This is a genomic window from Streptacidiphilus sp. EB129 (assembly GCF_041262645.1).
Classification (GTDB): domain Bacteria; phylum Actinomycetota; class Actinomycetes; order Streptomycetales; family Streptomycetaceae; genus Streptacidiphilus.
The window spans coordinates 220,580-247,173 of the sequence record NZ_JBGCCS010000001.1 but is presented as its reverse complement, the minus strand read 5'-3'; the positions used below and the strand labels follow the sequence as shown (position 1 = coordinate 247,173).

At 72.1% G+C, this 26,594-nt stretch carries 27 protein-coding genes; 14 read left to right on the top strand and 13 right to left on the bottom strand.

What is annotated here, in order from left to right:
• Nucleotides 1–7: 7 nt before the first annotated feature.
• The gene (locus ABH925_RS01200; RefSeq protein ID WP_370144678.1) at nucleotides 8–1,201 is read left to right on the top strand and encodes a MalY/PatB family protein; all 1,194 of its coding nucleotides are present in this window, start codon (nucleotides 8–10) and stop codon (nucleotides 1,199–1,201) included.
• A gap of 44 nt (nucleotides 1,202–1,245) precedes the next feature.
• On the opposite strand, the gene ABH925_RS01195 is transcribed toward ABH925_RS01200, so the two are convergent.
• The 5 genes from ABH925_RS01195 to ABH925_RS01175 all read right to left on the bottom strand — a co-directional run bounded on the left by ABH925_RS01195 (nucleotide 1,246) and on the right by ABH925_RS01175 (nucleotide 5,040).
• Complete coding sequence (locus tag ABH925_RS01195; RefSeq protein WP_370144677.1) at nucleotides 1,246–1,656, bottom strand: hypothetical protein; 411 nt, start codon at nucleotides 1,654–1,656, stop codon at nucleotides 1,246–1,248.
• Nucleotides 1,657–1,866: 210 nt separating this feature from the next.
• Nucleotides 1,867–2,886 (bottom strand): phosphatase PAP2 family protein, encoded by a 1,020-nt coding sequence (locus ABH925_RS01190; protein WP_370144676.1) that lies wholly within the window; start codon nucleotides 2,884–2,886, stop codon nucleotides 1,867–1,869.
• A 131-nt stretch (nucleotides 2,887–3,017) separates the two neighbouring features.
• Nucleotides 3,018–3,776: an SRPBCC domain-containing protein gene (locus tag ABH925_RS01185; RefSeq protein ID WP_370144675.1), complete on the bottom strand. Its 759-nt coding sequence runs from the start codon at nucleotides 3,774–3,776 to the stop codon at nucleotides 3,018–3,020.
• 35 nt (nucleotides 3,777–3,811) lie between these two features.
• Nucleotides 3,812–4,357 carry a dihydrofolate reductase family protein gene (locus tag ABH925_RS01180; protein WP_370144674.1) on the bottom strand — a complete coding sequence of 182 codons (546 nt, stop codon included), beginning with the start codon at nucleotides 4,355–4,357 and terminating at the stop codon, nucleotides 3,812–3,814.
• Nucleotides 4,354–5,040, bottom strand: a complete 687-nt coding sequence (locus ABH925_RS01175) for an ArsR/SmtB family transcription factor (protein ID WP_370144673.1) — start codon at nucleotides 5,038–5,040, stop codon at nucleotides 4,354–4,356. The genes ABH925_RS01180 and ABH925_RS01175 overlap by 4 nt, the downstream gene beginning before the upstream one ends.
• Nucleotides 5,041–5,218: 178 nt before the next feature.
• Here ABH925_RS01175 and ABH925_RS01170 point away from each other — a divergent pair, with 178 nt between their 5' ends.
• The 3 genes from ABH925_RS01170 (at nucleotide 5,219) to ABH925_RS01160 (ending at nucleotide 8,885) form a co-directional block, all read left to right on the top strand.
• Complete coding sequence (locus ABH925_RS01170; protein WP_370144672.1) at nucleotides 5,219–6,859, top strand: AMP-binding protein; 1,641 nt, start codon at nucleotides 5,219–5,221, stop codon at nucleotides 6,857–6,859.
• Nucleotides 6,860–7,529: 670 nt separating this feature from the next.
• The gene (locus ABH925_RS01165) at nucleotides 7,530–8,138 is read left to right on the top strand and encodes a transglycosylase SLT domain-containing protein (protein WP_370144671.1); all 609 of its coding nucleotides are present in this window, start codon (nucleotides 7,530–7,532) and stop codon (nucleotides 8,136–8,138) included.
• A 216-nt stretch (nucleotides 8,139–8,354) separates the two neighbouring features.
• The gene (locus ABH925_RS01160; RefSeq protein WP_370144670.1) at nucleotides 8,355–8,885 is read left to right on the top strand and encodes a hypothetical protein; all 531 of its coding nucleotides are present in this window, start codon (nucleotides 8,355–8,357) and stop codon (nucleotides 8,883–8,885) included.
• 80 nt (nucleotides 8,886–8,965) lie between these two features.
• On the opposite strand, the gene ABH925_RS01155 is transcribed toward ABH925_RS01160, so the two are convergent.
• The gene (locus ABH925_RS01155) at nucleotides 8,966–10,189 is read right to left on the bottom strand and encodes a methyltransferase (RefSeq protein WP_370144669.1); all 1,224 of its coding nucleotides are present in this window, start codon (nucleotides 10,187–10,189) and stop codon (nucleotides 8,966–8,968) included.
• A 250-nt stretch (nucleotides 10,190–10,439) separates the two neighbouring features.
• On the opposite strand from ABH925_RS01155, the gene ABH925_RS01150 reads away from it, so the two are divergent.
• Complete coding sequence (locus ABH925_RS01150; protein ID WP_370144668.1) at nucleotides 10,440–12,080, top strand: RICIN domain-containing protein; 1,641 nt, start codon at nucleotides 10,440–10,442, stop codon at nucleotides 12,078–12,080.
• A gap of 159 nt (nucleotides 12,081–12,239) precedes the next feature.
• Here the strand turns inward: ABH925_RS01150 and ABH925_RS01145 are convergent, their stop codons facing one another.
• The gene (locus tag ABH925_RS01145) at nucleotides 12,240–12,791 is read right to left on the bottom strand and encodes a YceI family protein (RefSeq protein WP_370144667.1); all 552 of its coding nucleotides are present in this window, start codon (nucleotides 12,789–12,791) and stop codon (nucleotides 12,240–12,242) included.
• Between the two features lie 234 nt (nucleotides 12,792–13,025).
• Here ABH925_RS01145 and ABH925_RS01140 point away from each other — a divergent pair, with 234 nt between their 5' ends.
• From ABH925_RS01140 to ABH925_RS01110, 7 genes are all read left to right on the top strand, one after another.
• Nucleotides 13,026–13,442: a MarR family winged helix-turn-helix transcriptional regulator gene (locus ABH925_RS01140; RefSeq protein ID WP_370144931.1), complete on the top strand. Its 417-nt coding sequence runs from the start codon at nucleotides 13,026–13,028 to the stop codon at nucleotides 13,440–13,442.
• Nucleotides 13,443–13,631: 189 nt separating this feature from the next.
• Nucleotides 13,632–15,137 (top strand): MFS transporter, encoded by a 1,506-nt coding sequence (locus ABH925_RS01135; protein ID WP_370144666.1) that lies wholly within the window; start codon nucleotides 13,632–13,634, stop codon nucleotides 15,135–15,137.
• Nucleotides 15,134–15,844 carry a TetR/AcrR family transcriptional regulator gene (locus tag ABH925_RS01130; protein WP_370144665.1) on the top strand — a complete coding sequence of 237 codons (711 nt, stop codon included), beginning with the start codon at nucleotides 15,134–15,136 and terminating at the stop codon, nucleotides 15,842–15,844. The genes ABH925_RS01135 and ABH925_RS01130 overlap by 4 nt, the downstream gene beginning before the upstream one ends.
• 10 nt (nucleotides 15,845–15,854) lie before the next feature.
• Nucleotides 15,855–16,415: a DUF1697 domain-containing protein gene (locus ABH925_RS01125; protein WP_370144663.1), complete on the top strand. Its 561-nt coding sequence runs from the start codon at nucleotides 15,855–15,857 to the stop codon at nucleotides 16,413–16,415.
• 375 nt (nucleotides 16,416–16,790) lie between these two features.
• Nucleotides 16,791–17,150: a hypothetical protein gene (locus ABH925_RS01120; protein ID WP_370144662.1), complete on the top strand. Its 360-nt coding sequence runs from the start codon at nucleotides 16,791–16,793 to the stop codon at nucleotides 17,148–17,150.
• A 75-nt stretch (nucleotides 17,151–17,225) separates the two neighbouring features.
• Nucleotides 17,226–18,620, top strand: coding sequence for a DUF4331 domain-containing protein (locus ABH925_RS01115; protein ID WP_370144660.1), 1,395 nt, complete (start codon nucleotides 17,226–17,228; stop codon nucleotides 18,618–18,620).
• A gap of 91 nt (nucleotides 18,621–18,711) precedes the next feature.
• Entirely contained in the window at nucleotides 18,712–19,134 is a 423-nt protein-coding gene (locus ABH925_RS01110) for a hypothetical protein (RefSeq protein WP_370144659.1), read from the top strand.
• 65 nt (nucleotides 19,135–19,199) lie between these two features.
• Here ABH925_RS01110 and ABH925_RS01105 read toward each other — a convergent pair whose 3' ends face one another.
• Nucleotides 19,200–19,499 (bottom strand): putative quinol monooxygenase, encoded by a 300-nt coding sequence (locus ABH925_RS01105; RefSeq protein ID WP_370144658.1) that lies wholly within the window; start codon nucleotides 19,497–19,499, stop codon nucleotides 19,200–19,202.
• Between the two features lie 115 nt (nucleotides 19,500–19,614).
• Here ABH925_RS01105 and ABH925_RS01100 point away from each other — a divergent pair, with 115 nt between their 5' ends.
• Complete coding sequence (locus ABH925_RS01100) at nucleotides 19,615–20,574, top strand: GlxA family transcriptional regulator (RefSeq protein WP_370144657.1); 960 nt, start codon at nucleotides 19,615–19,617, stop codon at nucleotides 20,572–20,574.
• A 43-nt stretch (nucleotides 20,575–20,617) separates the two neighbouring features.
• Here ABH925_RS01100 and ABH925_RS01095 read toward each other — a convergent pair whose 3' ends face one another.
• The 5 genes from ABH925_RS01095 to ABH925_RS01075 form a co-directional block, all read right to left on the bottom strand.
• Complete coding sequence (locus tag ABH925_RS01095; protein WP_370144656.1) at nucleotides 20,618–21,475, bottom strand: trypsin-like peptidase domain-containing protein; 858 nt, start codon at nucleotides 21,473–21,475, stop codon at nucleotides 20,618–20,620.
• Nucleotides 21,476–21,647: 172 nt separating this feature from the next.
• On the bottom strand, nucleotides 21,648–22,688 hold the full coding sequence (locus ABH925_RS01090; RefSeq protein ID WP_370144929.1) for an ABC transporter ATP-binding protein: 1,041 nt from the start codon (nucleotides 22,686–22,688) through the stop codon (nucleotides 21,648–21,650).
• A 137-nt stretch (nucleotides 22,689–22,825) separates the two neighbouring features.
• Nucleotides 22,826–23,725, bottom strand: a complete 900-nt coding sequence (locus ABH925_RS01085; protein WP_370144655.1) for an ABC transporter permease — start codon at nucleotides 23,723–23,725, stop codon at nucleotides 22,826–22,828.
• On the bottom strand, nucleotides 23,722–24,549 hold the full coding sequence (modA, locus tag ABH925_RS01080; protein WP_370144654.1) for a molybdate ABC transporter substrate-binding protein: 828 nt from the start codon (nucleotides 24,547–24,549) through the stop codon (nucleotides 23,722–23,724). Before modA ends, ABH925_RS01085 begins: the two co-directional genes overlap by 4 nt.
• Before the next feature lie 158 nt (nucleotides 24,550–24,707).
• Entirely contained in the window at nucleotides 24,708–25,103 is a 396-nt protein-coding gene (locus tag ABH925_RS01075) for a molybdopterin-binding protein (protein WP_370144653.1), read from the bottom strand.
• Between the two features lie 198 nt (nucleotides 25,104–25,301).
• Here ABH925_RS01075 and ABH925_RS01070 point away from each other — a divergent pair, with 198 nt between their 5' ends.
• The gene (locus tag ABH925_RS01070) at nucleotides 25,302–26,540 is read left to right on the top strand and encodes an MFS transporter (protein WP_370144652.1); all 1,239 of its coding nucleotides are present in this window, start codon (nucleotides 25,302–25,304) and stop codon (nucleotides 26,538–26,540) included.
• Nucleotides 26,541–26,594: the final 54 nt, after the last annotated feature.

Sequence of the window (26,594 nt, the reverse complement as noted above, 5' to 3'; positions counted from 1 at the left end):
TGGGCGCATGGAGCCGATGCCACGCCGTGCAGCCCGCCCCGACAACCCGCTGCGCGTCCTGACCCTCGATCAACTGCGGCGCCGCACCAGCATGAAGTGGCGCACCTACCCCGAGGACGTGCTGCCGCTGTGGGTGGCTGAGATGGACGTGCCGCTCGCCGAGCCGGTGGCGCGGGCGATCACGGACGCGGTGGCGCTCGGCGACACCGGCTACCCGGCCGGGTCGGCGTTCGCCGAGGCGCTGGCGGCGTTCGCGTCCAAGCGCTGGGGCTGGGACGGCGTGGCCGTGGAACGTACCGCGATCGTGCCCGACGTGATGCTCGGCGTGGTCGAGATGCTCCGGCTGGTCACCCGGTCCGGGGATCCGGTGATCGTCAACAGCCCGGTCTACCCGCCGTTCTACCAGTTCGTGCGGAACATGGACCGGCAGGTGGTCGAGGCCCCGCTGGGGCCGGACCGGCGCGTCGACTTCGGCACGCTGGAGTGGGCGTTCCGGCGATCCGTCGCGGACGGCAGGGCGGCGGCGTACCTGCTGTGCAGCCCGCACAACCCGACCGGCACGGTGCACACCCCCGAGGAGTTGTCGGCCGTCGCCCGGCTGGCCGCGGAGTGCGGCGTGCGGGTGGTGGCGGACGAGATCCACGCTCCGCTGGTCGCCGCGGGGAGCACGTTCACGCCCTACCTGAGCGTGCCCGGCGCCGAGTCGGGACTGTCGCTGATGTCGGCCTCGAAGGCCTGGAACCTGGCCGGGCTCAAGGCGGCGCTCGCCGTCGCCGGTCCCGCTGCCGCCGCGGACCTGGCCCGGATGCCGGAGGAGGTCAGCCACGGCCCGAGCCATCTCGGCATCCTCGCCCACACCGCCGCACTGCGCGACGGCGGCGAGTGGCTCGACGCACTCCTGGCCGGTCTGGACGACAACCGCCGCCTGCTCACCGCCCTGCTCGCCGAGCGCCTCCCGGCCGTGCGGCAGACGCCGGCCCAGGGCACCTACCTGGCCTGGCTGGACTGCCGCACCCTCGGCCTGGGCGACGATCCCGCCGCCTTCTTCCTCGACCACGCCCGGGTGGCCCTCACCTCGGGCACCGGTTTCGGCACCGGCGGCGCGGGCCACCTGCGGATGAACCTGGCGACCAGCCCGGAACTCGTCACCGAGGCGGTCCGGCGCATGGCCGCCGCCCTCGCCCTCCGACCGGACGCCTGACCGGCTGACCGGCCGCTCGGTCCCCTCGGGTCGCGCTGTGTCCGTCAGTGGTGGTGCGAGCTGCCACCCGAGTCGTGGTGCGACGAGGAGGAGCCGCTGTCGTACGACGAAGGGGAGCTGGAGCCGGGGTTCCAGCCCGAGTCGTGCGCACCGTGGTGGCCCTGGTGGCCCTGGTGGCTCTGCGGGCCGTGGTGGCCGTGGTGGCCGTGCTGCGGGTGGTGGCCGTGGCCGCCGCCCTGCGCGCCCGGTGCGTTCCAGGTGCCGTGCAGCATCTGGCGCTGTTGCAGGTCGTCCTGCGGCAGCCAGTCCAGATTGCCCGGAACGGGGTAGGCGGGCCGGGGATGGCGCTGAGCGCCTGCCCGGGCCGAGCGCGAGACCGCGACCATGATCCCGACGAACACCAGTACCGCGATCCCGCCGATTGCGAGCATGATCAAAACCAGGCCGACCGCCATCTCGGCTCCTTCCCCCTCACCGGCGGGCGTGTCCGCCGGAGTAACCGCACTGTGCCCCAGTGCTGGTCAGGCGACACCGTACTTGACGAACTTCTGAGATTCGCGGCACCCACCCCCTGGACCGACCGGCCCCTCCACCGTGGGCGACCGGCCCGACCCCGTCCCCGGACACGTCGACGCGACCACCGGCCACGCGCTCGACTGGTCCCGTCAGAGCAGCCGCTCCCCCGCGGTGTCGTGATCCCGGCCCGGGCCGTGATCGGGGCCGGTGTCGCGGTCGATGTCGCGGTCGAAGTCCCGGTCGAAGTCGCGGTCCGGGCCGGTGTTGAGGTCGGGACGGTCGTCGTGGGCCGGGAGGCGCGGCGACGGGACGGCCGGCCCGGACCGAGCCGGACCGTCCGCAGCGCGGACCGCGTAGTCGGGGACCGGGCGCTGCCGGCGCCGGGCGGCCCGGCGACCGGTCCAGCGCAGCATCGGGCCCACGACGGCCAGGCCGAGCAGGGTGACGGCGGTACCGGCCAGGCAGTCCAGCAGATAGTGGTTGGCCGTGCCCATCACCACCAGCGCGATCACGAACGGGTAGAGCAGGCCCAGCACCCGCACCACCCGGTGGCGCGCGTAGCGGTAGATCAGCAGCCCGGACCAGAGCGCCCAGCCCACGTGAAGGCTGGGCATGGCCGCGAAGTCGTTGGTCATCGACCCGAGCCCCTGGGGCGCGCTGCCGCTGGCCCCCCACCAGCCGACGGCGGCGTGCTGGGCCATGGTGTCGTGGAAACCGCCCCCGTGTGGCAGCAGCCGCGGCGGCGCGGTCGGGAACAGCACGAATCCCACCAGCCCGAACACGGTGGCCAGGCCGAGCCAGGTGCGCGCGTGCGCATAGTGGGCGCGGTGGCTGCGCCACATCCAGATCAGCACCAACGGGGTGACCAGGTAGTGCAGCGAGGCGTAGATGTAGTCGGCCGGCACGCCGAGCCAGGCGTGGTGTGCGAAGGCCGAGTTCAGCCAGTGCTCGGGTTCCATCCGGAACCGGCGCTCGGCGTGCAGCAGCATCTCGCCGTGGTGCTCGGCCTGCTCCTCCTTGTTGTGGACGAGCAGTCGGCTGCCGTCGTAGGCGGCGTAGACCAGGAGCAGTAGCTCCCACTGCCAACGCCGGTGCCAGCGGCGGCGCTTGTCGACGGCGGGCGGAATGGGTGGTAGGGATGAGGCGGGTGGCGCTGAAGGTGACGGCATGGTGTTCGAGGACTCCCCCGTGGTGCAAACAGACGTTCACCCATACCGTACGCCGTACGCTAGCGCCGCCCCGACCCGGGTCCCACCCGCTCCCCTCTTCCGTCGCAGAGGCCGGTCAGCCGAAGATCCCGTCAGCCGAAGATCCCGGTCAGCCAGTCCTGCCAGGCTCGCGCCGCCTTCCCGGCGTCCGCACCGGCGGCGAAGTCGTGCACGCTGACGCCGACGGGGGCTCCGAAGTGGTTGCGGCCGAAGATCCGCACCATCGCGTCCCCGGTGCGCAGCCCGACGAACCAGCGGTTGCGGTAGTCGAGCACCGCCTCGAACGGCGCCCCGCCCGGGGCGGTGACCAGGACCGCGTCACCCTGGGCCGCGTTGTCGGGGATGCCGAGGGCACGACTCACCACGTCGAGCGCGTCCGGCGCGGTAGAGGCGGCCGGACCGTCGACCGAGGCGTAGGCGGCGCCGCGGCCGGCGAAGTGGCGCAGGTACTGCCGCAGGGTGTGCAGGTAGAAGTCGGTGTGCTTGTCGGCGCCGTCGTACTGGTCGTCCCAGTTGTCGACGAAGATCCCGCTGTGGACGTAGCGGACCCAGGATCCGCCGCCCTCCCGGGGCTCGATGACATGGTCCAGCTGGTTCAGGATCTGCCCGGCGACCCCGTCGGGGCTGTCGACCCGGCCGGTCAGCCGGTGCGGCGGGTCCCAGACGGCGACGACGCCGCCGAAGGGGGCCGCCCCGCCCTGCTTCGGCTCGTACTCCATCGGCCAGAGCCAGCCGGAGGTACCCGTGGTGATCGCGGTCCAGACCTGGTCGGGGCTCGCGTCGACCCCGAACTCGCGGACGATCTCGAACTCCCGGCCGACCGGGACCCTGGCTGCTGCGTTCTCGGACATGTGCGGTGACTCCTTCGACCTTCCGACCGGGCGGTTCAGCCGCGCTTCGGCGCGTAGACGACGTGGTGGACCCCCGAGCCGAACATCCGCGAGGAGACGACGTCCAGCGGAGTGCGCTCCAGCCCGTCCTGGAACAGGCGCTTGCCGTGACCGATCACCACCGGGTCGACGAGCAGCTCGATCTGGTCGACCAGGCCCTCCCGCAGCAGCCACTGGACCAGGGTCGCGCTGCCCATCACGGTGATGTCGCCACCGTCCTGCTCCTTGAGCCGGGAGATCGCGGCGGCCGGATCGGCGCCGATGACCGTGGAGTTGTTCCAGTCGGCCTTCTCCAGGGTGGTCGACACCACGTACTTGGCGACGTTGTTCATATGGTCGGCGCCGGGCGCGTCCGGCATGGCCGGCCAGGCCGCCGCGAAGCCCTCATAGGTGGTCCGGCCGAGCAGCAACGCGTCGGAGGCGGCCATCTGGGCCGCGACCGTGCCGGCCATGTCCTCGTCGAAGTACGCGCCGTGCCACTCGTGCGGCGACTCCATGACGCCGTCTGCGGTCAGGAACTCACTGACGATCAACTTCCTCATGACGACTCCTCGATGACGGTCCGTCCGGACCTCGGCTCGGGCTCGGGCGTGGGCGTAGGGGCGGGGGCGGGGCCGGCGACCGCGACGGGATCGCCGTGTCCGGGTTTGACGGTGGGGTGCAGGGCGACCACGATCCGGTGCGGGCGCCCGCCTTCGGCGTCCGCGTCGTGGTACTTGGCGACCAGCGCGCCGACGCCCCGGGTCAGCTCGTCGACGAACGCGGCCCGGTCGGCGGCGGTGGCGAAGCGGACCTCGCCGTCCAGGGCGAAGGTGGCCAGCCGCCGGTCGGCCCTGGCCGCGCCGGTGATCAGCACACCGACATCGCGTACCAGCCGGGCGGCGACCGCGAGCAGCCAACGCGCCGAGAGCTGGTCCCGGAAGCGGCCCGGGTCGGGCTGCACGGCTGCCAGCGCCTGCGGGGAGATGACATAGGAGGCCGCGGTGGCCCGCATCATCCGCTCGGTGACATTGCCCTTGCGGCGCTCGAACGCCAGTTCCACCAGCCCGTGCTGCTCCAGCGCCCGGAGGTGGTAGTTCACCTTCTGGCGGGGCAGGCCCACCCGGCCGGCCAGCATCGCCGCCGAGGCCGGCTCGCCGGCGAGCTCGGCGAGCAGCGCGGCGCGTATCGGATCCAGCGAGGCGGCCGCCGCGGCGGCGTCCTCGATCACGGTCACTTCCCACATGACCTCACCATCTCACCGACAACTTTATTTGTCCAGACAGAATGGGCTGTCGGAGTGGCGCCGTCCGCACGAAGCCGCGTACGGCCTGCCGAACCGGCCCCCTGATCGGTAATCTTCGAAGCCACCGCGGCCCGCGCAGACACAGGTCGCGGACGCCAGAGCGACGAAGGGGACGAGGATGTCCGCAGAGCCCGGTCCGCAGCTCTCGCACCGGCAGGGCGAGTCGGCGCCGCCGCTGCCCGAGCGCACCATCGGCGCCGATCTGGCCCGCACCGCGCGACTGTTCCCGCACCGCGAAGCACTGGTGGAGTGCGCCTCCGGCCGCCGCTGGACCTACCAGGGATTCGACGCGGCCGTCGACGACCTGGCCCGGGGCCTGTGCGCGGCGGGGGTCGAGGTCGGCGACCGGGTCGGCATCTGGTCGCCCAACTGCGCGGAGTGGGTCCTGCTGCAGTACGCCGCCGCGCGGGCCGGTGCGATCCTGGTCAACCTCAACCCGGCCTACCGCGAACACGAGATCGCCTACGCCCTGCGCCAGTCGGGGACGAAACTGCTGGTCTCGGCGACGCAGGTGAAGAGCAGCGACTATGTCGCGCTGGTCGCCGCCGTACGCGCGGACTGCCCGGCGCTGGAGCGGGTGGTCCACATCGGCACCGCCGACTGGGACACCCTGGTGACGGAGGGTCAGCAGCTGCCGCTGGAACGGCTTCGGGAGCGGGAGGCCGGGCTGACGGCCGACGATCCGGTGAACATCCAGTACACCTCGGGGACCACCGGATTCCCCAAGGGGGCGACACTGTCGCACCGCAACATCCTGGGCAACGGCTTCCAGGTGGCCGAGGTGCAGGGCTGGACCGAGCTGGACCGGGTCTGCCTGCCGGTCCCGTTCTACCACTGCTTCGGCATGGTGATGGGGAATCTGGGCGCGACCTCGCACGGCGCGTGCATCGTGGTCCCCGGACCGCTGTTCGACCCGGTGCAGGCGCTGGACGCGGTGCAGCAGGAGCGCTGCACCGCGCTCTACGGGGTGCCGACGATGTTCATCGCCGAACTCGCGCAGATCGAGGCGGCCCCGGGCCGCTGGGACCTGAGCTCGCTGCGGACCGGGACGATGGCCGGGTCGCCCTGCCCGGTGGAGGTGATGAAGCGGGTCATCGGCGAGATGGGCATGACCGAGGTGACCATTGCCTACGGGATGACGGAGACCTCGCCGGTCTCCACCCAGACCCGCCGCACCGACTCGCTGGAGCACCGGGTGGCCACGGTGGGGCGGGTGCACCCGCACGTCGAGATCAAGCTGGTCGACCCGCAGACCGGTACGACCGTGCCCACCGGCACCCCCGGCGAGCTCTGCACCCGCGGCTACTCGGTGATGCTGGGCTACTGGGAGGATCCCGAGCGCACCGCCGAGGCAGTGGACGCGGACGGCTGGATGCACACCGGCGACCTTGCCGAGATGGCGCCGGACGGCTATGTCTCGATCGTGGGCCGGATCAAGGACATGGTGATCCGCGGCGGCGAGAACGTCTACCCGCGCGAGGTCGAAGAGTTCCTCTACACCCACCCGGACATCGAGGACGTCCAGGTGGTCGGAGTACCCGATCCCCGCTACGGTGAGGAGCTGATGGCCTGGGTGAAACTCCGGCCCGGTGCACCTGAGTTGACGGTCGATCAACTCCGGGGGTTCTGCGCCGGCAAGCTGGCGCACTACAAGGTCCCGCGTTACCTGCACCTGGTCGACGGCTTCCCGATGACCGTCACCGGCAAGATCCGCAAGGTGCAGATGCGGGAGGAGTCCCTCAAGCTCCTGGGCGACTGATCGACTGCGCGACAGCGCGACAGCGCGACAGCGCGACAGCGCGACAGCGCGACAGCGCGACAGCGCGACAGCGCGAACCCGGATCGGCGGCCGACGCACCCTGTCGCCCGGCCGCCCTGGCACCCGAACCGCCCGGGCGTGGGCAAGCCTCGCGGTGCCACCTGAGGCGATCGTCACACCAGCCCGCGGCAGGCCGCCCACCCCGCGGTGGCCAAGGTCACATCGGCGTGGCCCAGAGGGCTGCCCAGCCATGTCCGGGGGCCCCTCCGGAGCCGGGTGAGGAAGAACACAAGGGCCGTCACAGTGCCTCAGCGGACACCGCTGAGGCACTGTCATATCCCGGGCCTATTGGTCGCATTACCGGACAGGGCAGACAAATGACCATGTATCGACCGGTAGCGGTTCCAGCCGCCTGAGCGCCCGGTGGCTTTGGACCCATCTGCACCGGTGTGTGACTGTGGTTGCCGGGCAGCGATGCCCCCCGTGGGAGAACTGCGACCGCCGCGTGTGTGCACAACCAGTCGGCGGCTCGCACCAGGCCTCCAGCAGGCCGCAGCAGGGCCACCGGGCTCCGGGCACCGCCCCGATGCCGGCCCCGCTCTCCCACCGCGCCGACCGAACCCCTTCAGGGCCTGCGGCGCTGCTCCCTGTCGTCAAGCTTTGGATGGACATGCTCTTCTCTGCACGCACGCCCGCCGGTCTGGCCACCTACTTCGTGATCGCGTCCGCGGCGGCGCTCGGCTCCGCCCTGGCCACCGGCGAGGCCCAGGCCCACACCCCGGCGAACGCGCAGGCAGCCGCCAAGCCGACCGTGACCGCCGCCAAGCCCGCCCCGGCGGCGCACCACGCCGCGCCGGCCGCCGCCAAGCCCGCCGCCGCCAAGCCCGCCGCCGCCAAGCCGACCGAGCACGCGAAGGCCCCGGCCGCCAAGCCGCAGCAGAAGACCTACGCCGACAACCTGGACGGCTGGATCGCGCAGGCGCGCGACATCCTGGCCGCGGACGGCGACAAGGTCCCGTCCGCCGCCTCCGTCAAGGCGCGCGCGATGACCGAGTCCTCCGGCAACCCGCTGGCGCAGAACCACTGGGACGGCAACCAGGCGCTCTACGGCGGCACCTACGGGCTGATCCAGACCATCAAGCCGACGTTCAACGAGTGGTCGCTCCCGGGTCACAAGGACATCCTCAACCCGGTCGACTCGATCATCGCCGGCGTCCGCTACGCCAACGACCGCTACGGTTCCTTCGAGACCATCGCCTACGGCAGCCAGGGTTACTGACCGTAGTCGGACGAGTCCGGCCCGGCAGGGCTGCGGGTACGTTCCACGCTCCTGTCCGCCCGGGCGACCGACCGCGCCGCCCGGCGATCCGGGCGATCCGGACCGCGGTCCGGGCGCCGGCGCGGCCGGGTCCATCCCCGGGTGGAGCGGGGACTCCACCCCGCGCCCCACCCGTCGGCCGATCCCCCCAGCAGGCCGGATCGGCAGGCTGGACCCATGAGCGCTACCGAGTACCTCCTCAACGCAGTCCTGGTCCTGCTCGTGATCCGGCAGATCCGCGGGTCCCGCCTGGACCTGGTCAACCTGCTACTGCCGCTGGCCATCGTCGGGGTCGTCGGCTTCCAGTACCTGCACTCCATCCCCACGGACGGCAACGACCTGGTGCTGATCCTCACACTGACCGGCGTCGGGGTGCTGCTCGGCGCAGGCGCGGCGGTCTCCACCCGGCTGTCGCTGGGCACCGACGGGGTGCCCTTCGCCCGGGCGGGCGTGACCGCCGCGGTGCTCTGGGTGGTCGGCATCGGCCTGCGGATGGCCTTCTCCTACGCCTCCACCCACGGCGCCGGGCCCTCCATCGGCCGCTTCAGCGTCGAGCACTCGATCACCGGCAGCCAGGCCTGGGTCGCCGCCCTGGTGCTGATGGCCCTCGGCGAGGTGCTGACCCGCCTGGTCGTCCTCCGGGTCCGCGGCCACCGACTCAGCGCCGCCGCCCGCCGGACCCGCCCCGCCCAGGTCTCCGGCTCCTGAGCAACCTCGACGCAGGACACCAGAACACAGGACGTCTGGACCGCTGGACACCGTGACGACCCCTGCGGGAGTGGGGGTCGTCACCTACGCTGCCTGACGGCGCGCAGTACGACGAACTTGCGGTCACTGGCCACGAGTTGGGCGTTGCCGAAGAGCCGCTTCAGTTTCGCGTGGTAGCCGAGGTGCCGGTTGCCGATCACCCAGAGCTCGCCGCCGGGGCGCAGCGCGGTGCGCGCTCCGGTGAACATCCGCCAGGCGACCGCGTCGCCCTCGGCACGATAGGTGTGGAACGGCGGGTTGTTGAGGACCAGGTCCACCGAACCCGGGGCGACGTCGACCAGTCCGTCGGCGGCCTCGAACCGAGCGACCCGGTCCGGTCCGAGGTTGGCCGCGAAGGTCTCCCTCGCGGAGGCCACGGCCTGGAACGACTCGTCCGTGAACAGCAGTTCGGCCTGCGGGTTGGCCAGCGCCACCGCCGTGCCGACCACGCCGTTGCCGCAGCCGAGGTCCACGACCAACTCGCGCCCGTCGCGACGGGGCAGGTGCTGCAGCAGGAAGCGGGTGCCGATGTCGAGGTGCTCGGCGCAGAAAATCCCGGCATGGTTGCTGACCGTACGCCCGGAGACCACCCCGACACCGTCCGGCAGCGCGTAGCTGATCGGCCAGGGGCTGACCGGTGCGGTCGGACGGGGCCGCGGGGTGCAGAAGATCAGACGCGCCTTGCGTACCGCAAGGGAGGTGCGGGTGGGTCCGAGGATCCGCTCGAACAGCTTGAGGGTGGAGGTGTGGATCTCGGTGGTCATGCCGGTGCCGACGACCACGGTGCCCGGGTGCAGCGACGGGGCGAGGCGGCAGAGCTGGTCCTCCAGGAGGGCGAGGCTCTTGGGCACGCGCACCAGCAGCACGTCGATGCGCGGCGGCGGCTGGTCCTGGGTGCTGAGCAGCCGCACCATGTCCAGGTCCAGCCCGTTCGCGGCGAGGTTGGCCCGGGTCGCCTCCTGGGCCAGGAACGAGTCGCCGATCTGGACCGGCCCGTGCTGCGCCAGCGCGGTGGCCAGCGCTCCCCAGCGGTCGCCGAGCAGCACCACGGTGCCGGACAGGTCCACGGGCTCGGCGGTGGCGGGGGCGATCCCGGGCTCGGCGGCGTCGGTCCCGTCGGGGCTGGTGCCGGTGGGGGCGTCCGGGCCTTCGAGATGGCGGAGCAGGTAGGCGTCGGCGGCGTCCCAGGCGCGGAGCTGGTCGCTGGGGTCGGCGGGCCAGCGGAGCAGGTCGTACTCAGCGTGTGCAGTCGTCAGGCGGTTCATTGTGGGATCAATCTAGCCCGGACCCGGCACCGGCCGGACCCGCCGCCCCCGCGCGCCGCGCGCCGATGGGTCAGCCTTGGCATGTGCAAAAAACATGAGCACGCCTCTTGTTTTGTTACTCGGCGGTATCTATGGTCTGGACTCGACCGATCGCTGTTCCCCCGCTCCGTACCACCCGGCCACCCCCGGGCGGTCTCCCCTGCCTTCACAGGAGCCACGCGTGATCAGACCAGCACGTAACGGATCAGCCATGAGCAGGACGGCCGCCCTCGCCGGCGCCGTCGTGCTCGCCACTGTCGGACTCGCCGGGACCTCTGCCGCGAGCACCCCCACTGCGACCCACACCGGGCACACGGCCTCGGCCACCGCAGCCAAGGCCCCCGCGATCGTCGCCCTCGGCGACAGTGCGATCTCCGGCGAGGGCGCGGGCACCGACACCAGTGACGGCTACTTCGCCGGCACGGACGGACCCAAGAACTACTGTCACCGGCACCCGCAGTCGGAGATCTTCGACACCGGGCTCTCCGGCGTCACCGGAATCGATCTCGCCTGCAGTGGCGCCCAGACCGGCGACCTGACCAGCGACCCGACCCTCGCGAAGATCACCGGCGGCGGGAGCGGCGACTTCGGCGAACCGAAGCAGGACACGCAGCTGGCCCAGACGGCGGCGAACTATCAGGTGAAGATGGTCGTGGTGACCATCGGCGCGAACGACGACTTCAACTTCAGCGGGATCATGGAGAGCTGCCTGGGGCAGTACTTCCCGATCCCCAAGTCCCAGGGCTGCCGCGACACCATCGGCAGCGCCACGATCAGCGCCCGCGCCAAGGCCGTGATCCCCAAGATCGAGGCCGCGCTCACCGACGTGCGCCAGACCATGCGCAACGCCGGCTACGCCGACGGCGACTACCAGCTGGTCATGCAGTCGTACTTCACCCCGATCACCCCGGACATCCGCGACAACAGCTACGCGGGCAAGGTCGCCGACGGCTGCCCGGCCTTCCCTGAGGACCTGGCCTGGGGCCACAACTGGGTGGTGCCGCAGCTGGACGACTCGCTGCGGACGGCGGCCGAGGCGGTGCCCGGGGTCCGTTTCCTCGACCAGCGCCGGGTCAGCTACGGCCACGAGGTCTGCGCCGAGTGGACCAGCTCGCCGTACGAGTACACCAACGGCGACGTGATCGACCTGAGCGAGAACACCCGCAACGGATGCGACTACTCCATCGGCATTCTGAGCCTGTGCGAGAACGAGATCCGGCAGTCGTACCACCCGCGCGTGGCCGGCTACAAGGGTGAGGGCGTCTGCCTCGGCGAGTTCTACGACACCGCCGCGCAGCAGGAGGCCTACTGCACCCTGGACCAGGCCGACGGCACCACCATCGAGCCGCTGACCGCTGGTCAGCCGTTCAACGACGCGCCGGAGGACGGCGCCTGGTACCAGCTCACCAATCACGCCACCGGCCAGGTCCTGGACTTCTCCGGCGGTGGCAGCTATGGCGACAGCACCAACGGCCGCCCGGCCATCACCTACGGCGCGGACGGCGGGCTGAACCAGTCCTTCGTGTTCGAGGCGAAGGCCGGTGGCAGCTACGAGCTGGACTTCAGCGGCAACCGCACCATGTGCCTGGACGCCACCGGCGGTTCCGCCGCCGCAGGGACCAAGCTGGAGCAGTGGGGCTGCAACGGCGGCGGCAACCAGCACTGGATGCTGGAGCCGGCCGGCAACGGCCTCTACAAGCTGGCCGATTCCCAGAACACCGGCATGGTCGCCGCGCCCGGCAGCAGCACCGACTCGGCCGGCAACCCGGTCACCGAGCTGCAGAACGACAACGGCGGGGCGGGCCAGCTCTGGCAGCTGACCAAGCTCGGCATCGTCTACCTGCACGGCTGATTCCGCCGACTGCGGCGACGCGGCAGCGGCCGGCACGAGGGGCGGCGCGCGACCGACGGGTCGTGCGCCGCCCCTTGCCACGCCCTCCGCGACCACGGTCGCGACCAGACGTTTCCGGATCGATCAGACCCTCTTGAACGATCAGACTTTCCTGAACGATCAGACGTTCTTGATCAGGGAAATCTCGAACTCCAGCGTGATCTTGTCGCTGACCAGCACACCGCCGGTCTCCAGCGGCGCGTTCCAGGTGATGCCGTAGTCCTTGCGGCTGATGGCGTGGCTGCCCTCGAAGCCGAGGCGGTGGTTGCCGAACGGGTCGGTGGCCGCACCCTCGAAGTCAAAGTCGAGCGTGATCGCCTTGGTGACGCCGCGTACGGTCAGGTCGCCGTCGATCTGCACGCTGCCGTCGGACAGCTTGACGCCGGTGGAGGCGAAGGTGATCTGCGGGTACTCGTCCATCGCCAGGAAGTCGTTGCTGCGCAGGTGTCCGTCGCGGTCGGCGTTGCGGGTGTCGATGCTGGCGACCTGGATGGAGAGACTGACCGAGGACTGCTCGGGCTTCTCGGCGTCGACCACGGCGGTGCCGGTGAACTCGTTGAAGGAGCCCCGGACCTTGGTGACCATGGCGTGACGGGCGACGAAACCGATCCGGCTGTGCGCCGGGTCGAGGGTGTAAGTGCCGGAGAGCTCGGGGGTGATGGCCGTGGTCATCGCGTCCTCCTCGGGGATTGTGTCCTTGGTGGTTGATGCGTCATCTATAGCCTAGGCAGGAGTAGGTGATGCGTCAACTACATCCGGTAGAGTGGCGCCATGAACGACAGCGACCTCGATGACCGCGACGCCGACGCGACCGAAGGCGGCAGCACGAAGACCGGCGCCGGGAGCGGCGGAGGCGCGCACTGGCTGGATCCCGCGCAGCAGCACGCCTGGCGCAGCTTCCTGGCGATGCAGGCCCAGCTCACGGCGCATCTCGGCCGCCAGCTGCAGGCCGAGTCCGACCTGTCCCTCGCGGACTACGAGGTACTGGTGCATCTGACCGATGTACCCGAGGGCCGTCGGCGGGTCATGGAGCTGGCCCGCGCGCTGAACTGGGAGAAGAGCCGGCTGTCGCACCATCTGTCGCGGATGGCCAAGCGCGGGCTGATAGCCCGCGAGGAGTGCGCCACCGACGGGCGCGGCTCGTTCATCGCGATCACGGCGGCCGGACGGCAGAGCATCGAGGCCGCCGCGCCGCGTCATGTCGAGACGGTGCGCCAGCTGGTGTTCGACGCCCTCGACGGCGAGCAGACCGCGACCCTGGCCGCGCTCTCCGAGCGGATCCTGCGGCAGATAGCCACCGAGGACCCGTGCCCGGACGCGTGACCCCAGGCCCGGCCGGCGGTAGTGCCGGCCGGCGGCAGTCCCGGCCGGCTGCAGCCCTGGCCTCCGGCGCGATGGCCCCGGCCTGCCCTGATCCGGCCGGGCCGGGGCACCCTCGGAGCGGCGCAGACCCGTGCCCTACAGTGGTGAATGCTCATTCACCTCGCCGGGATCCCACGGAGGACGACGCCCATGCCGCAGCACCCCACCGGGCGGGCCACCCTGGCCGTACTCGGATTCGGCGCCATCACGGCCACGCTGGTGCAGACCGCGGTGGTGCCGCTGCTCCCCGACCTGCCCCGGCTGACCCACTCCTCGGCGGCGGACGTCGGCTGGGTGGTCACCGTCACGCTGCTGACCGGCGCGATAGCCACGCCCGTACTCGGCCGCGCCGGGGACATGGTGGGCAAGCGGCCGATGCTGCTGGCCGCGCTGGGTGCGCTCACCGCCGGGTCGCTGGCCTGCGCGCTCACCTCCGACCTGGGCGTACTGCTGGCCGGACGCGCGCTGCAGGGGGTGGGCGCCGCGGTCATCCCGCTGTCGATCAGCCTGCTGCGCGATGTGCTCCCCCGCGAGCGGATCGGGTCGGCCGTCGCCCTGATGAGCTCGACGGTGGGCATCGGCGCGGCCGTCGGGCTGCCACTGGCGGCACTGCTGGTCCAGTACGCCGACTGGCACCTGATGTTCTGGGCCACCACCGCCCTGGCGGCGCTGGCGACGGCGCTCGCCTGGCGTCTGGTGCCCCGTTCCGCACCCGGGGCGGCCGGACGCTTCGACGTACCCGGTGCGCTGGGGCTGGCGGTCGCGCTGACCTGCGTCCTGCTCGCCGTGTCCAAGGGCGGTGACTGGGGCTGGACCAGCACCAGGATCGCCGGGCTGCTGGCCGCCACCCTGCTGGTCGGGGCCGGCTGGACCAGACGGCAGCTGCGCACCGCCGAGCCGCTGGTCGACCTGCGGCTGACGCTGCGTCCGGCGGTGGCGCTGCCGAACCTGGCGGCACTGCTGGCGGGGTTCTCCTTCTACGCCAACTCGCTGGTCACCGCACAGCTGGTGCAGGCACCCCGGGCCACCGGCTACGGGCTGGGGCTCGGTGTCGCGGCGGCCGGTCTGTGCCTGCTGCCCAGTGGGGTGCTGATGGTGGCCTTCGCCCCGCTGTCGGCGCGGATCTCGGCGGCGCGCGGGGCCAGGATCACGCTGGCGGCCGGGGCACTGGTGATCGCCATGGGCTATCTGCTGCGGATCGCGGACAGCCGGCAACTGGTCGCCGTCATCGGCGGGGCCGCCGTGGTCTCGGTGGGCACCGCGCTGGCGTACTCGGCGCTGCCCACCCTGATCATGCGGGCTGTGCCGCAGCAGCAGACGGCCGCCGCCAACGGCCTCAACGTGCTGATGCGGACCATCGGCCAGGCGCTGTGCAGCGCGGTGGTCGCGGCCGTGCTGGCGCACAGCCTGGTCAGCACCGGCACGGCCGGCGCCGGTATCGTCACCGCGCCCACCCTGAACGGCTACCGGACCGCCTTCGCCATCGCCTGTGCGGTCGCGCTGCTGGCCTGCGTGGCCGCCTGCACCATCCCGCGCGAACACCCCGACGTCGAGACACCCGCCGGCAGCGGTGCCGCCGCACAGCCGGCCACGGCGTCACCGGGTACCGTGCCACCGACGACCGTGCAACCGACCGCAGCGGAGGAGAGCACGTGACCCGAGGCCACCAGGTACCGCAGGCAGAGCAGCAGGCAGCGCCACCGTCAGAACCGCAGGGCGGGCCGCAGGCAGAGCAGCAGGACGTCCCGCCTCAGGACCCCGCTGCGGCTGCCCCGGCGGCCGGATCCCGTCCGCGCGATGCCGAGGCGCGACGGGCCGAGATCCTGGAAGCGGCGCGGCGCTCCTTCGGCCGACACGCGTACGCGGACACCACCATCGGGGCCATCGCCCAAGGGGCCGGGGTCAGTCCGGCCCTGGTGATGAAGTACTTCGGCAGCAAGGAACAGCTGTTCGCCCAGGTGTTCACCTTCGACGACGAGGACGCCCGGGCCCTGCTGGACGCCCCGCTGCCGGACCTGGCCCGGCATATGGTGCTGCGGGTGCTGAGCACCCAGACGGAGCACGGGCGCGACCCGATCCTGCGGATCGCCTTCTCCCGGCTGCACGCGGAGCAGGGGGAGGCGGTACGGGAGAACTTCAAGGCACGCGTCGTGGGCCGGCTCGCCGAACGGCTGCCGGGACCGGACGCCGGGCTGCGCGCCGAGATGGCGGTCGGCGTGCTGCTGGGACTGGGCGCGCTGTACGCGATGGTCCAGGCGGACGAGCTGCGGGCGCTGCCCCCGGAGCAGGTGGCCGAACGCTACGTCCCGCTGCTGGAACCCCTGCTGCTGGAGCAGCCGCCGACGGGCCGATCTCGGCGATAGGCTGCGGGAAGTGAAGTCCGTCGAAGGGAAGCCGGTCGTGCCCCGCTACGCAGCACTCATCCGAGGTATCAACGTCGGCGGGCACAAGAAGATCTCCATGGCCGAGCTGCGCGAGCTTCTCGCCACCTGGGGCTTCACCGACGTCAGCACCTACCTGCAGAGCGGCAACGCCGTGCTGACCAGCCCGGAGGGGCCGGACGCGGTGGCCGCCAGGATCGAGGACGGGATCCGCGAGCAGCTGGACATGACGGTACGCGTGCTGGTGCGCACCGGCCCGGAGCTGCAGGCCGTGATCGACGCCCATCCGCTGACGGCGGTCGCCGACAACGGCTCGCGGATGTTCGCCCACTTCCTGTCGGCCGACCCGGACCCGGCGCTGCTCGCCGAGAACGACCCGCGCAGCCTGGCGCCGGACGAGGTGGTCCTCGGCGACCGGGTCATCTACCAGTGGTGCCCCAACGGCGCCCTGGAGTCTCCCGCGGTGGGCCCGTTCGTCGAGCGGAAACTCAAACTGACCGTGACCGCCCGCAACTGGAACACCGTCACCAAACTGGCGTCGATGCTCGGCTGATTCCCCACTGAACGGTCGTACGACAATTCCTTCGCGCAGCACTCCTTTCGGTCCGCCACTGAATCTTCGGAACAGCTCGGTCACCGGATTGGTCGCGGTCCGAGCAATTCGGGTTTCCGCCCGTTCGGCCCAGCAGATGTTGGCTGACCTGCACAGAGTCCAGTCCCGGCACAGTTTCTGACCCATCGTTAGGGCGCGGCTTCTTGACGCCCGCCCCGGGCGGCGTTTGACTGCGCAGTGGCCGAACCTCGTCTGCCACGGACCGGCTGTGCGTCATCGCGCACCTTTCAGCGAGTCGCCGTCCACGGCTCGCGGCGTATGCCGCCGTCGCGGCTGCAGCCCATTCCTCCTTTCGTACGACCGAAGGAATTCGCCATGTCGACTGACACTTCGCTGCCCGAATTCGACGACACCGCGGAACCGTCGGGGCTGTCCCGGCGCGGCCTGATCCGCAACGCGGCCGGTGCGGGTGCGGTCGGGCTCGCCGCCGGGGCACTGCTCGGCACGGCGGCAGGCCCGGCCGCGGCCGGGGTGCGTGGTGAGGCCGAGCCGCGCGGCGCGGTCGAGGCCGAGCCCGCCACCGTCCCCGGCAGCGCCGACAGCGCCGAGCAGGACCCGGTGATCGTGCACCTGCGGGACGCCGGCTCCGGCGAACTGGACATCTACCGGGGCGAGACGCACCAGCGGGTCCAGGACCCAAAGCTGGCCGCCCAGCTGCTGCGCGCCGCCCGCTGACCGGTCCGGTTCCGGTCCGGTTCCGGTCCGGTCGACGCGACTCCCCTGCCCCCTTCGACACCCCCGAGGCCCATCATGTCGTCCCATCGCGAAGCCCCCGAGATCTCCAAGGACCCGGTGGCGGACAGCACCGACGTCTACGCCTTCGTCAGCCCCGACGCCTGCGACACCGTCACCCTGATCGCCAACTACATCCCGCTGCAGGGCGCCGCCGGCGGCCCGAACTTCTACGAGTTCGGCGACGACGTGCTGTACGAGATCCATGTCGACAACGACGGCGACGGCCGCCCCGACGTGACGTACCAGTTCCAGTTCACCACCCACGTGGGCAACCCGAACACGTTCCTCTACAACACCGGCCCGATCACCGCGCTGGACTCGCCCAGCTGGAACCGGCGGCAGACCTACACCCTGACCCGGGTCGAGGCCGGCGGCCGGACCACCGTGCTGGGCCGGGATCTGGCCTGCCCTCCCTGCAACATCGGCCCGCTGTCCACGCCGGACTACGCCGCGCTGGCCGACGCCGCGGTCCACACCGTCGGCAAGCACCGCAGGGTCTTCGCCGGTCAGCGCGCCGAGGGCTTCTACGTCGACCTGGGGTCGATCTTCGACCTGGCGAACCTGCGGCCGTTCCAGCAGTTGCACAACCAGTTCGGCATGAGCGTGTTCACCGGGCCCGCCCCGGGCGTGAACACCACCAAGGAGCTGAACGTCCACAGCCTGGCGCTGCAGGTGCCGATCACCGAGCTGACCCGGCGCGGCTGGAACGGCGGGGACGTCAACGACCCGCGCGCGACGATCGGCGTGTGGACCACCGCAGGCCGCCGCCAGGCCCGGGTGATCGACGCCGGGCACGGCACCGACCACGAGTCCGGCCCCTACGTGCAGGTGTCCCGGCTGGGCAATCCGCTGGTCAACGAGGTGCTCATCCCGATGGGCAGCAAGGACCGGTGGAACTCACTGCCCCCGGCCGACGACAAGAAGTTCGCCGGGTACGTCGCCAAGCCGGAGCTCGCCGGACTGCTGCCGGTGCTCTACCCGGGCGAGTTCCCCCAACTCGACGCGCTCAACAAGTCCGGCAAGCCCCGCGCCGACCTGCTGGCGATCCTGCTCACCGGGATCCCGGCCGGGATCGTCCCCGGCTTCCAGAACCACACCGGGGCCACCAAGGCGGACATGCTGCGCCTCAACATCGCGGTGCCGCCGGCCAAGTCCCCCAACATCCTCGGCCTGGTGGCCGGCGACCCGGCGGGCTTCCCCAACGGCCGCCGGGTGTTCGACGACGTGGTGACGGTGGAGCTGCGCGCCATCGCCGGCATCACCTACCCGCTGGTGGACAAGTCGTTCACCCCCGACGCCGCGGCCGGCGTGATCACCGACGGGCTGACCCCCGCCGACGTCAAGAACCCGTACCTGGACCGCTTCCCCTACCTGGGCGTCCCCTACGACGGGTACCACAACCCGTCCTGAACCGCCCGTCAGTGCCGGTGCCGGCGGTGCCCTCCCCGCCGCCGGCACCCCTCCTCTGGCCCCACCCCCTGCACCGTCCCCGGAGGACGTCATGCCGCACACCCATCCCCACCCACTGCCCCAGCCCCACGAGGACCTGCAGCCCCACGAGGACCGGCACGCGCACACCCCGCCGGAGGCGCATGCGCACACGCATGCACCGCTGCCCGCGCCCTCGCGGGAGGGGACCGTGGTGCTGGAAATCGGCGGCGAGCTGGGCGCGCTGATCCTGCACACCGGCCCGGCCGAGGACGGCCTGGAGATCGAGGTCAGCCCGCTGGGGAACGACGACCACCGCACCCACGCCGCCGTGCGGCCCCGGCTGCTGGCGGACCGTACGGTGCACTGCGCGGTGATCTCGCCGCTGCCGGCCGGCCGCTACACGGTCTGGCGGGACCACGAGACCGGCGCCGCCCAGGTGGACGTCCCGCCCGGCGGCGTCGCCGAGCTCCGCTGGCCCCCGGCCGACAGCTGACGGCGGGGGCTTGCGGGCGCTGACCTCGGTGGGCTCCAGGGATCGGCGGCACGGGGGTCCTGGCGTCAGGGCAGCTTGACCGCGAGGATGTCCACCGGGCAGATCTCGGGGGCGACGGCGAACATCGTGGGCGCCAGTTCCTTCAGCGCGTCGGCGATCCGTCCGTTGAGGTGCGCGGAGCGGCCCTGCTCGTCCTCGAAGGTGTCGAACACCCCGAACACGGTGGGGCTCTCCTTGAACGAGAACCAGGTGACCGTGCCCTTCTCCTCGCGCGCCAGCTCCAGGGCACCCCGCAGGGTGGCCTCCGCCTGGTCGGCGAACTCGGGCTTGGCCTCGATGCGGACCCGGAATCCCAGCTGCGACATGATGCGCTCCGTTCTCTCGTCGTTGGTCGGCGTCCGGCCGACCTCTTATGAAGTTATTCGGCTGCGCACCCTGCCGCTCAGTGGCGGGTCCGACTGATCCGATACCGTTCCCGTCATGCGCGTATCCGTACTCGTTCTCGACGGCGTCTTCGACTCCGGGCTCGCGGCAGTCCTGGACATCCTGGGGTGTGCCAACGAGCTGCGGCGGCGGCTGCCCCAGCCGCCACCCGCCTGGGAGGTCACCACCGTCGGCTTCGGCGACACCGCGCGCACCGGCGCCGGTCTGACCGTCAGCACCGCTCCCGTCGGCGACGCCGGCGGCTGCGATCTGCTGCTGCTCCCCGCGGTGGGCGAGCGGCGGCCCGAGAGGCTGGTCGACTACCTGTCGGGGCCGGACTCGGCGCCCGCACGCGAGCTGCTGGTCCGGACCCGGAGCGCGGGCACCCCCATCGCCTCCGCCTGCGCCGGCACCTTCCTGCTCGCCGAGTCGGGGATCCTGAACGGGCTCAGCGCCACCACCACCTGGTGGCTCGCCCCGCTGTTCCGGCAGCGCTACCCGCAGGTGACGCTCGATCAGAACCGGATGGTGACCAGCTGCGACGGCGTCACCACAGCAGGGGCCGCCTTCGGGCACGTCGACCTCGCGCTGAGCATCGTGCGCCGGAGCAGCCCCGCCCTGAGTGACCTGGTCGCCAACTACCTGGTCATCGACGAACGACCCTCCCAGGCCGCCCACACCATGACCGGTGCCCTGGCCGCCGCGGACCCCACCGTCGCCGCGTTCGAGCGCTGGGCGCGGGCCCATCTGCACGAGCCGCTGAGTGTCAGGGACGCCGCCGAGTCCATCGGTGTCAGCGAGCGCACCCTGCAGCGCACCACCCGGGCCGTCCTGGGCACCTCGCCGGTCCGCTTCGTCCAGGACCTGCGCGTCGAACAGGCCACCCATCTGCTGCGCAGCACCGACCACACGATCGAGGCGATCGCCCGGCGGGTCGGCTACGAGAACGCCAACACCCTGCGTGTCCTGCTCCGCGACCGGACCGGCAACACCGCCGGCCGCTACCGCCGCGGCTGACGCCACCCCCGCCGCTACCCCTGCCACCGGCGCTGCGGCGGGGTCAACCGGCGGGCGCGATCGCCTGGCTGTAGAGGTTCTGGACGTCGTTGCCGAAGTAGGGGCTGTAGGAGACGTCGTTGGTATCGCCGCCCTGCTGGTAGCCGCCGATGACGCCGATCACCGTGCCGGTCCTGGTGGTCTTGTCGAAGGCGGTGAGCCATGGGCTGCCGCTGGTGCCGCCCGGGTAGCCGGTGCAGGCGATCTGCATCTGCCGCTCGCTCTGCTGCGTGGTCCGGTTGAAGCAGGAGATCGGCATGCCGGCATCGGCGGGATAGCCGGTGATCTGGACGACCCGGTCGAAGCCCAGGTTGACGCCCAGGGTGTTGGCGCCGAGCGCGTCCTCGATGTTCCTGCCGCCGACCGTCCCGACGGTCACGAAGGCGACGTCCAGGTCGGGGTCGGACGCGCTGATCCAGCGCTGGTCGACCACGATCCTGGTGACCGGCCACTGGCCCTGCGGGGTGGCGCCGTCCCGGTAGTCGGGGACGAAGACCAGGTCGGTGCTGTAGCTGCCGCCCTTGCCGCCGTGGACGCAGTGCGCGGCGGTGAGGATCAGGTTCCTGCCCGCGCTGTGGACCACGCTGGCGGTGCAGAAGTGGTCACCGCCCGCGTCGTGGTTGAAGATCGCGCCGACCCGGGCGTTGTTGGCCGTCGCCTTGGCGGTGTGCGAGGTGCCGCCGTGCTTGGAGAGCGCCCGCTCAAGGCGGCTCGTGCTCCAGGTGCCGGCACTGCCGGACGGGGTCGCGCCGGTCCCGGGGGTACTGCCGCCGCCGCAGCCGGTCAGGGACACGGCGAGCGCGAAGGCGAACGCGACGACGGACGGCCGCAGCCGCCGCTGCCGGTGGGTCCGGTTGCGCATGCGTCGTTCCGCCTCCCTGTCGCCTGGGGTCGATCCTGGCGGTTTCCGCGCCGGGATGCCCACGTCCCTGGGCCGATCGGATGAACCCCGCGACGCGGCGATCCGGAACCGGCACCGCAGGCCGGACGCCCGGCCGGAGGCCCGCCGGGGCCGGGCGGGCGTCGGGCGGGCGTCAGGCCGGGTAGGCGCGGGTCTGTGCTGCCTTGACCGCGGCCCAGACCTGGCTGCCCTCGGCGAGGCCGAGTTCGGCGACGGAGGCCGGGGTGATGTCGGCGGTGATCCGCAGCGGGCCCAGCAGGTCGAGCCGGACCTGGTCACCGTGCAGCTCCATCCCGGCGACGGTCACCGGCCACTGGTTGCGGGCGCTGGTCTCGGGCCGGGTCCGGTGCACCGTGACGGCCGCCGGGGGGAAGGCGGCGAACACCGGTCCGCTGTGTTCGTCGGCCGTGGCCAGCACCGCTGAGTCGTCGCCGGCCTCGTCGGTGACCCGTACCTCGTGACCGTGCGCGAAGCCCCGGTAGAGGTTGAGCCCGACCAGGCGGGCGATGTAGTCGCTGCGCGGGTGCCGCGCGATGTCGGCGGGAGTGCCGTGCTGTACGGCACGGCCGTCCTCGATCACGGTGAGCCGGTCGGCCAGCACCATGGCGTCCAGCGGGTCGTGCGTCACCAGCACCGCGACGGCGTCGAAGGCGGCGAGGTGGCGCCGCAGCTGGGTGCGCACGTCCAGGCGGGTCCGGGCGTCCAGGGCGGCCATCGGCTCGTCGAGGAGCAGCAGCCGGGGGTGCGGGGCCAGGGCACGGGCCAGCGCCACCCGCTGGGCCTGGCCGCCGGACAGGGTGCGCGGCCGGGCGCCGGCCTGCTCGGCGAGGCCGACCCGTTCCAGCCACTCGGCGGCCTCGGCGCGGGCGGCCGCCTTGCGCAGCCCGCGGGTGCGCAGTCCGAAGGCGACGTTGTCCAGCGCGCTGAGGTGCGGAAACAGCAGGTAGTCCTGGAACACCACGCCGACCGGGCGCTGCTCGGGCGGCACCCGGAGCCGGGCGTCCGGCTGCTCCAGGGTCCGGCCGTCAAGGGTCAGCCGTCCGCCGGTGAGCGGGGTCAGGCCGGCCAGGGCGCGCAGGGCGGTGCTCTTGCCCGCGCCGTTGGGCCCGAGCAGCGCCAGGACCTGCCCGGGCCGGGCGGAGAGTTCGACGTCGAGACGGAACGGCGGCGCCACGACTGTGGCGTGTGAGGCCGCGGCGTGTGGGGCCGCGCCATGTGAGGCTGCCGCACATACCGCTCCCGCGCGCGGGGCGTGCTCGACCACGAGGTGCGCGTCCAGGCCGTCGGCGGTGACGGGTTTCTGAAGAGTGGTCACGCGGGGCCTCCGGTCCAGCGTCCGCGCAGGCCGACCAGGACCAGGACCGAGACCACGAGCAGCACCAGGCTCAGCGCGATGGCGTTGGCCGGGTCGTCCTGCAGTGCGAGGTAGACGGCGAGCGGCATGGTCTGCGTGGTGCCGGGGAAGTTGCCGGCGAAGGTGATCGTGGCGCCGAACTCCCCCAGCGCGCGTGCCCAGGCCAGCACGCTGCCGGCCGCGATGCCGGGCGCGACCAGCGGCAGGGTGACCCGGCGGAAGGCGGTGAACCTGCTGGCGCCCAGGGTGGCCGCGGCCTCCTCGTAGCGGGCGTCGGCGCCGCGCAGCGCGCCCTCGACGCTGAGCACCAGGAACGGCATGGCGACGAACGCCTCGGCAACCACCACACCGGCGGTGGTGAAGGGGAGGGTGATGCCGAAGGCGCTGTCGAGCCAGCGGCCGACGATCCCGTTGCGGCCGAAGAACAGCAGCAGCGCGACGCCGCCGACCACCGGCGGCATCACCAGCGGCACCGTGACCAGGGTCCGGGCCAGCCTGCGGCCGGGGAAGTCGGTACGGGCCAGCAGCCAGGCCAGCGGTACGCCGAGGACCAGCGACACCGCCGTCGCGGCCGTCGCGGTGAACAGCGACAGCCGCAGCGCGGGCCAGACGGTGCCGCCGCCGAGGGCGGTCGGCAGGCTTCCCCACGGTGCCCGGACCAGCAGCCCGATCAGCGGCAGCACCAGGAAGACGAGGCCGGCCAGGGCCGGCAGCAGCAGCGCCGCCGGCACCCCGCCCCGGCGCGCGCCGCCGCGCCACGCCGCGCGCCGTCCCGCCCGCAGGCCGGGACGCCGGACTGCGGACGGGTCGGACGCGGCGGTGTCGTCACCGGTCGGCGTGGCGCGGGGGTGGGTCACGGCGCCTGGAAGCCCGCAGCCGCGAGGACCTGCTGGGCCGGGGCCGAGACGATGTAGCTGCTGAACGCGGCGGCCGCGGCGCTGTTGCCGCTGTGGGCCAGCGGGGCGATCGGGTAGGTGGTGACGGCCTGCGTCGCAGCCGGGAAGTCGACTCCGGTGACCTTGCCCATCGCGCCCTTCACGTCGGTCATGTAGACCAGCGCCGCGTCGACCTCGCCCAGCTCGACCTTGTTCAGGGCGCTGGTGACGTCCTGCTCGTAGGTGACCGGGGTGACCGACACCTTGGCGGCGGCCAGGGCCTTCACCGCGGCGGCGCCGCAGGGGACGGTCTTGGCACAGAGCGCCACCTTGTTCGCCGGGAGGGCGAGCGCGGCGATGCTGTCGATGTGCTTGGGGTTGCCCGGCTGGACCGCGATCTCCAGCGTGTTCTTGGCGAAGTTCACCGGGGCCGTGGCGGTGTCGTTGGCCTTGGTGACCGTTGCCATGGTGGCGGTGCTCGCCGCGGCGAAGACGTCGGCGGGGGCGCCCGAGACGATGCTCGCCGCCAGGGTGTCGCTGCCACCGAAGTTGAAGCGGACGGTCACCCCGGGGTGGGCGGCCTCGAACTGCTTGCCGAGCTCGGTGAAGGTCTGCTTCAGCGAGGCGGCCGCGAAGACGGTGACCGTGCCGGTCACGGCACTGCTCGACGAGGCGGACGCGGACGCGGAGGCGGACGTCGACGAACTGCTGCTCGCCGTCGAGCCGGAGGAGCTGCACCCGGAGAGGGCGAGCAGGGCGACGGCGGCGGCAGTGGCGATCGCGGCAGCAGGACGGATTCTGTTCATGTCGGTACTCCCCATAGGTGATGGTGATGGTAGGTCAGCGGGCAGGTACGGGACAGGCACGGCCCGGACAGGCATGGCCGTGACAGTGCCGGTGCGGATCCGGCCGGGACCGGACCGGGCCGCACGCGACGCCTGGTCGCCGTCAGGCCCGTTCGCCGTCAGGCCCGTTCGACGACCACGTTGGTCGACTTGATGACAGCGACGGCCGGAACACCGGGTTCCAGGCGCAGTTCCTCGGCCGACTCGCGGCTGATCAGCGAGACCACCCGGAACGGACCCGCCTGGATCTCCACCTGCGCGGCGACGTCGCCGAGGATCACCTCGGTGACGATGCCCCGGAAACGGTTCCGCGCGGACGAGGGGACGCCCTCCGCGGCGGCGTTCTCGGGCCGGGCCAACTCCCGGGCGAAGGCCGCGAGCTGGGGCCCGGGGATGATGCGGTGCCCGTGCTCGTCGCGGTCGGCGACCAGTCGACCCGCGTCGACCCAGCGCCGCATGGTGTCGGCGCTGACACCCAGCAGGGCCGCCGCCTCACCGATCCGATAGCTGTTCATGTGTCGATCATCCTGTCGCATCTGCGATCTCCTCGTCACTCGTAGCATGGCACAGGCAAGGTCGCCGTCCCCTCAGGCCTCGCATGTGCGTCCAGACCAAGGCATTTCCGGACACCCGACCCGGTCCGGATGATCGTCCAGGCGTGACGCGCCCGGCGCCCCGGCGATAGGTTGATCCTCTAACGAGGGGACCCTGGCATGGATCAGCCTGCCGTCCGCCGCGCGCGGCGCGCGGTGTCGGTCGTCTTCGCCGCGCACGGAGCGGTGTACGGGACCTTCGCCACCCGGATCCCGTGGATCAAGGAGCATCTGCACCTGAGCGCGGGGCAGCTGGGCCTGGCCCTGGTCGCGCCGGCGATCGGATCGTTCGCGGCGATGCCGCTGGCCGGCCGGCTGCTCCACGGGCGCGGCCACCGGTCCGCGATCCGGCTGCTGATGACGCTGTGGTGCCTCGCGCTGCTGCTGCCCGCGTTCGCGCCGGACCTGCCGCTACTGCTGCTCGCGCTGCTCCTCTACGGCGCCGCGTCCGGCACGGCCGACGTGGCGATGAACGCCCATGGCGTCGAGGTGGAACAGCGCATCGGCCGGTCCATCATGTCCGGCCTGCACGGCATGTGGAGCGTCGGCACGCTGCTGGCCTCGGCGGTCGGCGCGGTGGCGGCCGGGGCCGGGCTGGACGCCCGGGTGCACCTCGGCGCCATGGCCGTCCTGCTGCTGGGGATCTCGCTCTGGGCCTGCCGGGGGCTGCTGGACCTGCGGTCCCAGCCGGAGGCCGAGGCGCCACCGCGCTTCGCCCTGCCGCCCAGGTCCGCCGTGGCGATCGGACTGGTGGGCTTCTGCGCGGTCTTCGCCGAGGGCGCCAGCGGCGACTGGAGCGGCGTCTACCTCCGCGGCACGGCCGGCGCCTCGGCCGGGGTCGCGGCGGCCAGCTTCACCGCCTTCGCCTGCATGATGGCGGCGAGCCGGCTGGTGGGCGACGCCGTAGTCCGGCGGATCGGGGCGGTGCGCACGGTCCGGTACGGCGGGGGTGTCGCGGCGCTGGGCGGGGTGCTGGTGGTGATCTCCCGCACACCGGTCCCGGCGATCTGCGGGTTCGCGCTGCTGGGCGTGGGCATCGCGGTGGTCGTCCCGCTCTGCTTCGCGGCGGCCGGGCACGGCGAGGAGATCGGCGGCGGCGGGAACCCCAGTCGCGCCATCGCGGGCGTGGCCACCGTCACCTACACCTCGGGACTGGTCGCTCCGGCCGTGATCGGATCGATCGCCCAGGCGACCTCCCTGCCGGTCTCCTTCGCGGTGGTGACGGTTCTCGTGACGGGGCTGATCGTGGGTGCGGGCCGACTCGGCCCGGCCGGGCGAATACGAGGCGACAGCGGTGCGGTGAACGCCGCGAATGGGAGCCCTGCCGCGGAGAGCGTCAGTGGCGGCGGCGAGGGCTGAATCATCACCGTCCGATTCGACGAATCGTCATGCAGCCGTGGAGAAAAGGAAAAT